The 11,717-nt window shown below is 64.6% G+C and carries 3 protein-coding genes; 1 reads left to right on the top strand and 2 read right to left on the bottom strand.

The window, feature by feature from the left end; translation table 11 throughout:
- Positions 1 to 8: 8 nt before the first annotated feature.
- A complete protein-coding gene (hldE, locus tag THIVI_RS10140) occupies positions 9 to 1,466 on the bottom strand; it encodes a bifunctional D-glycero-beta-D-manno-heptose-7-phosphate kinase/D-glycero-beta-D-manno-heptose 1-phosphate adenylyltransferase HldE (RefSeq protein ID WP_014778506.1) in 1,458 nt (485 codons plus the stop codon).
- Positions 1,467 to 1,799: 333 nt separating this feature from the next.
- On the opposite strand from hldE, the gene THIVI_RS10135 reads away from it, so the two are divergent.
- Positions 1,800 to 3,425 (top strand): methyl-accepting chemotaxis protein, encoded by a 1,626-nt coding sequence (locus THIVI_RS10135; protein WP_014778505.1) that lies wholly within the window; start codon positions 1,800 to 1,802, stop codon positions 3,423 to 3,425.
- Between the two features lie 161 nt (positions 3,426 to 3,586).
- Here the strand turns inward: THIVI_RS10135 and THIVI_RS26055 are convergent, their stop codons facing one another.
- Positions 3,587 to 11,665 carry a beta strand repeat-containing protein gene (locus tag THIVI_RS26055; protein ID WP_217160980.1) on the bottom strand — a complete coding sequence of 2,693 codons (8,079 nt, stop codon included), beginning with the start codon at positions 11,663 to 11,665 and terminating at the stop codon, positions 3,587 to 3,589.
- Between the last annotated feature and the right edge of the window lie 52 nt (positions 11,666 to 11,717).

Raw genomic sequence — 11,717 nt, 5'->3', positions numbered from 1 at the left:
CGGTTTCCTTATGAAAGCGAGGGTTGGCGTTTGGCTTTGCGAATGGCTCCGAGGATCCGGCTGGTGGAGCGCCCTGGCAGAAAATCGAGGACTCGCACCTCGCCCCCGTTGGCGCGCACGCAGTCCGCGCCAGCGATGTCGTCGGGCCGATAATCGCCGCCCTTGACCAACAGATCCGGCTTGACCCGGCAGATGAGTGCCGCCGGGGTCTCCTCGCCGAAGGCGCAGACCCAGTCCACCGAGGCCAACCCGGCCAGCACCGCCATACGCTGTTCGACGCCATTGATGGGTCGACCGTCGCCCTTGAGCCGGCGCACCGAGTCATCGTCGTTCACGGCAACCACGAGTCGGTCGCCGAGACGCCGAGCCTGCTGAAGATAGGCGACATGGCCCTCGTGCAGGATGTCGAAACAGCCGTTGGTCATCACTACCCGTTCGCCGCGCGCGCGGGCGGTCGCGACCGCCGCGACCAGCGCGTCCTGCTCCAGAACGGTCTGCCATTCGGTCCCGCGATAGGCCCGCTCCAGTTCCGGGGCGCTCACGGTGGCGGTCCCCAGCTTGCCGACCGCGAGGCCCGCCGCGCAATTGGCCAGCGCGCAAGCTTCGGCGAGATCCACCCCGGCGCCCAGCGCGGCGGCCAGGGTCGCGATCACGGTATCGCCGGCGCCGGTCACGTCGAAGACCTCACGCGCCTGGGTCGGCAGATGCAGCGCCTCCGCCGACGGACGCAGCAGCAGCATGCCGCGTTCGCCCAGCGTTACCAGCAGGGCATCCAGATCGAGTTCGACACGCAGCCGCTGACCTTTTTCGATCAGCGCCACGTCGTCTCTACAGACCCCAACGATCTCCTCCAACTCGCCCCGGTTGGGGGTGAGGAGTGTCGCGCCCCGATAACGGGCGAAATCCCGCCCCTTGGGGTCGACCAGGACCGGGATCCCCGCGGTCCTGGCCAGCGCGATCAGGGCTTGCGGATCCGCCAGCGTTCCCTTGGCATAGTCCGACAGCAGCAGCAGATCGACGTCGGCGAGCCGTTCCGCGAGCAGCGCCGGCAGCGGATCCGCGTCCCCGTCGCGGGGCGCGAGCGATTGCTCGAAGTCGAGCCGGATCAACTGCTGATGGTGGCTCAGAACCCGCAGCTTGGTGACGGTCGGCACATCGGCGCGCCGGTGCAGTCGTGCCGTAATCCCCACGCCGGCGAGCCGCTCGGCCAGGAGATCCGCCGCCTCGTCCGCGCCCGTGATGCCGACGAGCGCGGTACGCACCCCGAGCGCGGCCAGATTGAGCGCGACATTGGCCGCGCCGCCGGGCCGCTCCTCAACCCGGTCGACCTGCACCACCGGCACCGGCGCCTCCGGCGAAATGCGTCGGGTCGCGCCGCTCCAGTAGCGGTCGAGCATGAGGTCGCCCGCCACCAGAATGCGCGCGCGGGTAAAGTCGGGGAAGGTTGGCGAGTGGATGAGGCTCAAGGTCGGCTCCAGGGATGGCAAGAACGCGAGTCTAGCCGGAACCCCCGCGGCATGGCGACTTTTGCGGTCAGGAAGCGCGGTCCAAGGGGGCTTTCGGCTAACCTGGCGGGCGAAACCGCCCGTCCCCCGGCGGTTTCGCTTGCGTGCGCGGAGGCGATTCATCGCAAGCAACCCCGATCTCGACGGAAATAGCGTGCGTCATGTCCCGGAACGCGGTTTAGAATGCAAGCATTGCTGTATAACCACTGTTTTCGCGATCCATTTTCGCTCTCAATCAAATTCTCTGTTGCTGGATGCGGTTTATCCTGTTTTTTGTAAAACTTTGGAGAATCCATGTTTTTCAAGTACTTGAAAGTCGCAACCCGCATCCGTCTGCTGGCCGCCCTGATGCTGCTGGGCATGCTGGCGATCGGACTCGTCTCACTGTTTCAATTGAAGGAAAACATGCTGGAGGACCGCAAGGACAAGACCCACAACCTGGTCGAGGTCGGAATCGGCATCCTCGCCCACTACCATCGACTCGCACAGGAAGGCAAGCTGTCCGAGCAGGAGGCGCAACAGGCCGCGCGGGAGAGTCTGCGCGAGATTCGCTATGCCGAGAACGACTACTATTTTATTTTCGATACCAATCACGTTTATGTGCTGTATCCGTCCAAACCTGAATTCGAAGGACAGAACAAGAAAGATCTGCAAGACTCCGACGGCAAATACCTGATCCAGGAACTCGTCACGACCGCCCGCCAGGGCGGCGGCTTCGTCGACTACCGGTTCCCCCGCGCCGGACAACGGCAGGCCGAGCCCAAGCTGTCCTATAGCGCGCTCTTCGCCCCCTGGGACTGGGTGATCGGCACCGGCATCTATATCGACGACATCGACAGACAGTATCGCGCCGTCGCCATCCTCCTCGGCGGTCTCTCGGGCGCGCTGCTGATCGGGCTGGGTCTGTTGGGATGGCTGATCGGCAACAGCGTGCTGGCTCAACTTGGCGGGGAACCGGCCGCGGCGCAAGCGACCATGCGGCAGGTCGCGCAGGGCGATCTCGCCGTCTCGGTGGGCGATCCGCCGCCGGACAGCCTGCTGGACTCGCTGGGCACCATGATCGCCTCGCTGCGCGCACTGGTGATCGAGATCGACAGCGAAGCCGACTCCCTCGTCAGCGATGCCGCCGAGATCAAGCGCGCCTCCAGCGAGGTGTCCGCCGCCGCCAGCCAGCAATCGGATGCCACCTCGTCGATGGCCGCCGCCATCGAACAGCTCACCGTCAGTTCCTCGCATATCTCCGAGAATGCCCGCGAAACCGAGAGCAATTCAAGCAACGCCATGGAACTGGCCAGCCAGGGACGCGAGCGCGCCGATCAGGCGAGCCATGCCATTCAGACCATCGCGATGACCATGACGGACGCCTCGGATCGCATCCGCGTGCTGGAAGGCCGCGCCAACCAGATCTCATCCATCGCGGGCGTCATCAAGGGAATCGCGGGCCAGACCAATCTGCTCGCGCTCAATGCCGCCATCGAGGCGGCGCGCGCGGGGGAGCAGGGTCGCGGCTTCGCGGTGGTGGCCGACGAAGTCCGAAAACTGGCCGAACGCACCTCCACCGCGACCATGGAGATCGAGCAGATGATCGTGGGCATTCAAAGCGACACCACAGGCGCGGTCGAGGCGATGAACAAGGCCCTGCCGGAACTGGAGGTCGGCGTGACACTGGCCAACTCCGCATCCGAATCCCTGCGGACGATCGAGGACGGAGCCGGCTACACCCTGAAGCGGATCCACGAGGTGGCCGACACCACCCGCGAGCAGGCCTCCGCGTCGAACTCCATCGCCCGGCATGTGGATCAGATCGCGCGGATGGTCGAGGACACCACGGTCACGATCCGGGGCACGGCGGACACCGCCAATCGGCTCGAGGCCATGGCTCTGAATCTCAAGCGGCAGATCGCCCGCTTCCGGGTTTAATCGACGATCTCGGCCTGTTCGATGACGACATCCGCCTCTCGGCAACCCGCGCGCAAACGCATCCTTTTCATCTCACCTCCAGCTAAAACCCCTCCGGCGACGGAACGTGGTTCCCGATCGCCGTTCTCACGGGCGAAGCCCACGGCACCCAACGCTCGCGCTCAGTCCACGAGATCCATCTCAAGCGGTGACTGACCGAGCAGCATCAGACCGTCACCGTTATCGGGCGCGGTGAGCGCGGCGGTGGCCAACACCAAGGCGCCGCCAATCCCGGGGTCGCGGCCTTCAGCGGCGCCAAACAGGATGTAGTGCTGATAGCCACTACTGAAATGCCCTGCCTCGATGGCGGCCTCCACATCCTCATTGACCGAGCGGTAGGACGCCTCGTCGAAGGCGTCCGCCCCCGGTTGGCGCCGCTCGCCAGCGCCGAACAGTTCGTAGTGCTGGAGCGCGGTGCTGAAATGCACCCCCTCGCTCACCGCCTTGAGCACGTCGGGATTGGCGCAGAGATAGCCCCGGGGGTTGAAGACGTCATTCGGCAGGCGGCCCTCGGATTCGCCGAACCAGACATAGTGCTGCTCGCCACTGACGAAGTGTCCCTTGGCGATCGCGACCGCGACATCGGCGTAACGGGCCAGATACGCTTGCTCATTAAAGGTCGAATGCGGGGCGACGTGGCGCCCGAGGTAGTCGATCGAGTCGGGACCGCAGCCCGGCGCGCCGGGATCGAGAATCTGGCCGTTGACGAGGCCATCCTGATCGAAGGGTCCGCCGTCCTCAATGACGAAATCCAGCCGGGTCTTGCTGCCGTCGCTGACGGTCTGTCCGCCAAAGGCGGCGCTGGCCAGATTGACCCAATCGCCCGCGGCGTCCTGTTTCCAGAAGCCGTTGACCGGGATCTCGCCGTCGATGTAGAGGCTGAAGGCGGCCTGGGTCTGCCCGGTTTCCAGGCTGGCGTCGAAACCGATCAGGCCGAGCGGCATCAAAATATCCGCCGGCTTGTCCAGCGGGGCGCCGAGTTGGCGCAGGGCAGTGATGCGCACGCCAGTGTCCGGCGTGGGTGCATCCGCGCTCGCCCCGCCGACCAGGGTGACGAAAACCAGCGGGGCATCGGGGTTCTCGGACACCTGATCGGTGTTGCGGATCGGTACCGAGGCGACGTTCTCCTGAAACCTATCCAATAGTCCGTCGCCATTGCCATCCCCGGCAACGCCGCCTGTTTCGAGCGGCGGCACGAAATCCTCGACCACTTCGGGAACGCCGTCGCCATCGTCATCGGGCAGGTCTTCCCAGTCCTCGATGGGCGGGATGTCGGGCTCGGGTTCTGGCTCGGGTTCTGGCTCGGGCTCGGGCTCGGGCTCGGGAGGCGGGGGAGGCGGGGGAGGCGGGGGAGGATTACCGCCCCCGCCGCCGCCCTCGCCGACATCGGTCACCGTCACCGTTAGGGTCTGAGTATCGATGCCGCCATTGCCGTCGCTGGCCCGAACCTCGACGACGTAGGTGTTATTGCCAGTCGTGTCGCCGATGTCGGTCGGGGCCTCGAAGTCGGGGGCGGTGACGAAGGTCAGCGCGCCCGAGTTCGCGTCGATGCTGAACTTGCCGGCATCGGCGCCGCCGCCGAGGCTGTAGGAGATCGTGTCGCTATCGCCATCGGTGGCGGCGACGGTGGTCACGGCCGTGGTGTTCTCGGCGACACTGAGCGAGGCGGAGGCGCCTCCGCCGGGACTGTTGATGACCGGCACCTGATTGGCTGCCGCCGTCAGGACCACATCATTGTTGTCTGTACCGCCAGCGTAGGAAATTGTGAAGGAGGAAGCGCCGACGGTCAGGCTCGCGCCCTCGGCGAATCCGTTGAAGGTGCCGCTGATCGCATCGCTACCGTCGTTGTCGATCAGGATGAAGCTGTTACCCGCTGGGGTGAAGCCGTTGATGAGCGACAGATCCAGGGTCGCGCCGTCGAGCGTGACGCTGCCGGTGACGTCGAGCTGATCGTAGCCCGTGCTGGCGGCGGTGCCGCCGAGTTCGATGGCCAGGGTGGCGCCGCTGGTCAGGCTGAGATGGCCGCTGCCCAGATCGCCCGCGCCGCTGGCCGTGGCGCCGGGGGCGAGGATGCCGCCCGCGTCGATGGTCAGCGTGTTGTAGAGCGTGGCGGACCCCGCCAGCGTTGCGCCACTGTTCACCGTGATGGCACCGTCGTAGGTGCCGCCGCCGGTCAGCAGCAGGGTGCCGGCCGACACCGTGGTGGCGCCGGGATCGGGGCTCCCGCCGGTGGCGAGGGCCAGCGTGCCGGTGCCGGTCTTGGTGAAGCCGTTGAAGCCCGTCAGGGTGCTGATGGTCGCGGTCACGCCCGTGTCCACCGCGATGGTGCCCGCCCCGTTGCTCTGCTGGAAATGGTTGGTGAAGGTGCCAGTCGTGGCGAAGCCGAGCGTGGTTCCTAGTTGGTATTCGACGTAGGCGCTGCCGAGCGCCTCCGTCGATCCGATCTCCAGCGTTCCGCCGGTGAGGTAGATTTCGCCGATCGTGTTGGCGCCCGACAGCGCCAGCGTGCCGGTTCCGGTTTTGGTGAGGACGCCGCCGCCGCTGCTGATCGTGCCGGAGAACGCCGTGTTCTGGTCGTTGCCGCCGGCGGTCAGGGCGTTGCCGCCCAACGTGATCGTGCCGGCCCCGGCGATCGACCCGACCGTGTCGTTCTGCGACACCGTCAGCGTCGCCCCGCTCGCCACCGTCACCGCCGTGGTGTCGGCCAACGCCCCGCCCGACCGGTTGAGCGTCAATTCGCCCGCCGACACCGTGGTCGAGCCGGTGTACGTGTTGTTGCCGGTCAGCGTCAGCGTGCCGGTGCCGGTCTTGACGATGCCGCTGGTGTTGGTCGACGAAATCACGCCGGAGAACGTGGTGTCGGCGTTGTTGCCGCCCATGGTCAGCGCGTAGCTCAAGGAGACGGTTCCGGCCCCGGTCAGCGAGCCGATGGTCTCGGCGCCGCCGGTCAGCGACAAGGTCGCGCCGCTGTCCACCGTCACCGCCGCCGAGTCCCCGATCGACGCGCCGCCGGAGAGCGCCAAGGTCCCCGCCGACACCGTCACGGCGCCGGTGTGGGTGTTGGTCGCCGACAGGGTGAGCACGCCGGCCCCCGACTTGGTCAGCGCCTCCGACCCGGAGATCACCCCGGACAGCTCGACGGCGGCACTGTTGGAAATGGTCGCATCGCCGTTGACCGCGATGTTGTTCGTGAAGGTCGTGTCGTTGCTGATGACGAGCGTGCCGCCGTTCAACGTCACCGTCCCCGCATATCCGAGACTCTCGTTTGCTGACTGTGCATTAAGCGTGCCATTGTTCAGCGTCACGCCGCCGTCAAACGAATCGTTGTCGTTCGATAGGGTCATGCTGCCGCCGCCGCTCTTGGTCAGCAGCGCGCTCCCGGAAACTTGACTAGAAAGCGTCAGGTGCCCGCTGCCGGTCTGGTTGAAGGTTGCGCCGCCGGTCTCGATCGCGAATGTGTTTGTGGCTTCGAGCGTGTTGCCGACGGTGGCGAAGGTGACGCCGCCGCTCAAGGTCACGCCGTCGGTGCCGAGGTTGGTGGCGGCGATGATCTGCAACGTGCCGGCGCTCGCCGTGAGGGTGTTCAGCCCGGTGCCGGCGGTGTTGTTGGTGCCGCCCAACGTTAGCTTGCCGTCCCCGGTCTTGGTCAGCGCAGAGGTGACGCTGCCGTCGTCGGCCAGATTGGAATCGATGGTCAGGGTGTCGCCGGTCGCCACGCTCATGCCGAAGGCACCGTCCAGCGCGAACGATTGCCCGGTGAGGGTGATCGTGCGGTTGTTGGTGTCGCTGTCCATGGCGAGGCTCACGCCGTCGCGCACCGCATAGGCGCCGCCCAGGGTGATGGTGCCGGATAGCGTGTCGGCGAAGCGGACGGTGATCGGGCCGGTGGCGGCGTTGGCGTAAGCGAGGGCCTCCCGCAAATCCAGGCCGCTGCCGTCGGCCGCGTCGGCGGCGTAGTTGGAGGGCGCATCGGAGTCGATGGTCGTCGTCGTCACCACCAGATCGTTCGAGACGGTGATCGTGACCGCCTGATCGAAGGTGCCGCCCGTTTCCCCATCATCCGCCCGCACCGTCACCGTGTAGGTGCCGGCGGCGAGGCCGCTCGGGTTGACCGCACGCAAGTTCGCGCTGGCGACGGCGCCCGCCGTGCTTTCCGACCCGTCCGTCCCCAGATCGAACACCGCGCCGTTGGTGTTGATGACGGAGTTCGCACCCAGGGTGACCGACTGGATCGAGAAGGTCCAGGCGGCGTGGTCGGCGTCGGTCGCCGCCAGCGTCGCCACGGTGGCGTTAGTGCTGTCGAAGGTATTGACGCTGCCGGAGGTGGGAGAGATGGCGGTCGGCGCGTCGTTGACCCCGATGATGTTGACCGACGCCTGGTTGGTGCCGGTGCTGGTAGTGCCGTCGTTGAAGGTCCAGTCCAGCGTCACGCTGGCCGGCGGCGCGTCGGACGAGTTGCTGTAGGTGATGGCCTGCAGCACGGAGTCGACGATCGCCGAGGTGGCGTTGCCGTTGAAGGTGAGCCCCAGCGTGCCGCTGGAATGGGTGGTCACCGTGCCGACGGTGGTGCTGTTGAAGGTCAGGTTTCCGCTTTCGGTCAAGGCACCGAGATTGCCGCTGCTGCCGAACACGTCCTGAGCATTGGCGCCGCCGTTGCGGACGATGGTCAGGGAGGCGCCGTTGTAATCGCCGGCGCCCGAATCCAGCGCGTCCAGTTCGGTATCGGCCACCGTGACGTCGCCGTCGATCACCACCGCGGCCCCGGCCTCGGTGAAGGTGTTGCCGCCGTTCAGAGCGGTGAAGGTGGGGGCGGCGTTGGGGACGCCCGACACGGTGATGCCGTTGCCCGTCAGATCGGCAACGTTCACGGCCGTGTCGGAGCCGAGGGACCAGTCTTCAGCCGCCGCCAGATTATAGGTGGTGTTCTGCGCGCTGCTGGTACCGTTCAGGTTCAGCAGGGCATCGACCGCGGCCTTGTCATTGGTGCCGAGCGTCAGGGTGAAGCTGGTGGTGTTGGTCACCTCCACATCGATCGAATCGACCAGGGTCCGGGTGCCGCCATTGCCGCCGGTGACGGTCAGCATGTGGACGTCGATATCGTTGGGGCCTCCCGACTGCCGAACAAAGCCGGTTCCGGCCACCGTCAGCACGCCGGTGGTGGCATTGTAGGTGGCCGAGGTGATCGCCGGCACCGGCACGTTGGAAACGGTAACGACATTGCCGCTATCGACAATGTTCGCTGCGGCACTGGCGCCCGCCGCCCAGTTGTCGGATGCGTTCAACTGATAGAGGCTACCGTTCTTCGAGTTCGTCCCGTTCTTGCCGGTGATGAGGTCGATGGCATTCCGGTCGGTGGCGCTCAACACGACGCTGAAGCTTGTCGCGCTGGTGATTTCGACATCCGGCGTGTCGGTCAAGGTATAGAGGCTGCTCATCCCACCTTCGCCGCGGATCGCCAAAAGCGACACGTCGATGTCGTTGTTGGCCCCGGCCAAGGCAGGGAAGTCGGTGCCGTTCACCACCAGCGTGCCGGTTGCGACATTATAGGTGGCGGAAGTGATGGTCGGATTGGGCACGTCATCATTGGTGATCGTGCCGGTGGCCGTGGCGTCGGCGATGGTGGCGTTGCTGGCGTTCGACAGGGTGACGGTGAAGGTTTCGTCCGACTCCGTCGTCGTGTCGCCGGCGATGGTGACGTCGAAGGTCTTGCTGGTTTCGCCGGGGGCGAAGGTCAGGGTGCCGCTGGCGGCGACATAGTCGACGCCGCTCGTCGCCGTGCCGTTGGAGGTGGCGTAGTCGACCGACACCGTCTGGCCCGACGCGGCGCTCAAGCTGACCGTGAAGGTCATGTTGGAGGTGCCGCTGTTGCCCTCGTTCTGGCTGACATCGGCGATGGAGAGGGTGGGGGAGGGATCGTCGTCGGTGATGGTGATCGTCTGCTGCTGCGCCCCGTTCTCCGTCGCCCCGCCGCCGCCCGACACGCCGGTGATGTCGAGGATGACGGTTTCATCGGCTTCATACAGCGCATCCTGCACGGCGGTGACGGTCGCGGTGCCGGTGGTATCGCCGGCGGCGATGGTGATGCTGGTGCTGGAGAGGCTGTAGTCGGTGCCGCCGTCGGTCGCCGTGCCGGACGGGGTGAGCGTGACCTGAGTGTCGGTCGAGGCGGCGGCGCTCAGGGTGGCGGTGACGGTGCTGGTACCTGCCGCTTCCGCGATGCTGGCGTTGTTCACCGAGAGGCTGACGGTGGGCGCGGCGGTGGTGAAGTTGTAGGTGGTGTCGTCGCTGATGGCGGCGAGCAGATTGGGCGAGGTGGCGGTATCGACGATGGAGCCTGCAGAAAACCGCACGCTGTATTGGGTGCCGGCCAGCAGGTTGCCGCTCGTGTTGATAGTCAGCTTGTCGGCGCTGATCGTCATCGTGGAGCCGCCAGACCCGGTGACGGTCCCGCTCGACACGGTCGCGACGTTGAACGTCTCCACATCCTCGCTCGTGGAGACGTTGCGCAGGGTGATGATGCCGCTGCTGCCGAACTGCACGTTCTCGCTGAAGTCGACGACGATGTCACCGGTCACCGCCACGCCGGTGGCGTCGTTGAGAGGGTTGGAAGCGGCGCCGTCGATGGTGGGCGGGGTGGTGTCGGCGGCTGACGTGCTGATGTTGGCAAGCTCGAAATGATCCAGTTCCATGAACGCGCCGCCGGTGGGCGCGGTCACCGTGAAGCTGGTGATGCCTTGGAAGGCCGCCGTGTCCGGCGCCGTCGCCGTAACCGCCGCCAGGGAGGTGCCGGCATCGACGGTGAAGGAGCCACCTTTGTTCGTCGTGATCGTGAAGGTCTCCAAACCGTTGCCGTTCTGGTTGCTGAGCAGGAACGACACCAGATCGAACGCCTTGCCGGATTCAATGGAGACGGTAACGGCGGTCTCCCGTGCCGAATCGCCGAAATACAGCCCCTCGGCACCGTCTCTCGCCGTCGCATCACCAAGAACCGACGACAGCTTCACTTCGCTGGCGGCGGCCACGATCGTGAAATCTGAGCTGGACGCTGTGTGCGCAAAGGTCGCGCTGTTCGTGTCGACGCCGGAGAGCGTGCCGTTGCCAGTCTCGAAGGTCAAAAAGGCGGTGTTGGAGGCAGATTTGATATCCGCAATTTCAAAATCTTGAAATTCACCATAAGCCAAAGCCCAGATGCGAACTTCAGTGACATCATTAACGGCATGGGTACTTGGGATAATTAGATTGTAATATCCCGATTGCCCATCAGATGACAAGGCATAAGTATCCTCATAACTACTTCCCCCGGATGTGAAGCGCACCTTGACCGAATCCGTATTTTGTGAAAAGTCAGGCGCAAACTTGAAACTTGTCAAGTCGAAGGTATAACCACTCTGAACAGCAATTATGAGCTCTTGCTCAGAATCAGTTCCAGAGTATGCATATATCCCACCTGGGAATCCCGCATTTTCATTGGGTGCATAGTAATCAAAATAAGATGCCGCAGAAAAGGTGATATTCGCCGTTCGTCCAGCAGTAACAGATTTTGTTAGTGAATTACTGGCAATAGATGCATCGTCTGCCGATGCAAAATTGACATCACTCTCATTAGTTACGGTAATGGCGACTGCTTGATCAGTGAAGCCATTATCGTCTGTGGCACGAATAATAACGTCATAGACATTATTGGTTCCGGTGTCGGTGGGTTGCTCAAAATCTGGTGCACCCTTGAATGTCAAAACGCCAGTGCTTGTGTCGAGATTAAATTTTGATGCATCCACACCGCTTAATGAGAAAGTGACTGTCCCATTAGAGCTGCTGAGCTCGGCATCGTAAACTGTGCCTGCAACATTTTCAGCAAAATTGACGGCACCATCAGATGAAAAAATAGGTGGACTGCCGACTGTCGTAACATCCACTTTTGTGGCAGTTGCCATCAGGTTGGGCGTGCCCTCGTCATCCTGCGCGACGACATAGATGTCGTAGGCGGTGCCGGCGGACAGGCCGGCGATGTTGTCGAAGCTGGCGGTGAACGGCGACGAGCCGACCGCCTGGTTGCCGCTGGCGACAATGGTGACGCCGCTGTAGGTCGTCCCCGCGACCACCTGTGCCGAAGTCGGGGCGGTGGCGCCATCGGCCACCACGACGTAGTAGACCGTGCCGCCCTCATCGATGCTGGCCGATAGGTCGACCGTGGTCTGCTGCACGTCCGATGTGGCCGGCGCCTCGTCGAAGGTGGGGGCGGTGGTGTCGGCTACG

Source organism: Thiocystis violascens DSM 198 (genome assembly GCF_000227745.2).
Lineage (GTDB): Bacteria > Pseudomonadota > Gammaproteobacteria > Chromatiales > Chromatiaceae > Chromatium > Chromatium violascens.
Note: the sequence above shows the minus strand (reverse complement) of the source record. Positions and strands in the feature narration are given on the sequence as shown.

Coding starts and splice junctions, on each gene's coding strand:
- THIVI_RS10135 (WP_014778505.1), top strand. CDS start 1,800: ATGTTTTTCAAGTACTTGAAAGTCGCAACCCGCATCCGTCTGCTGGCC.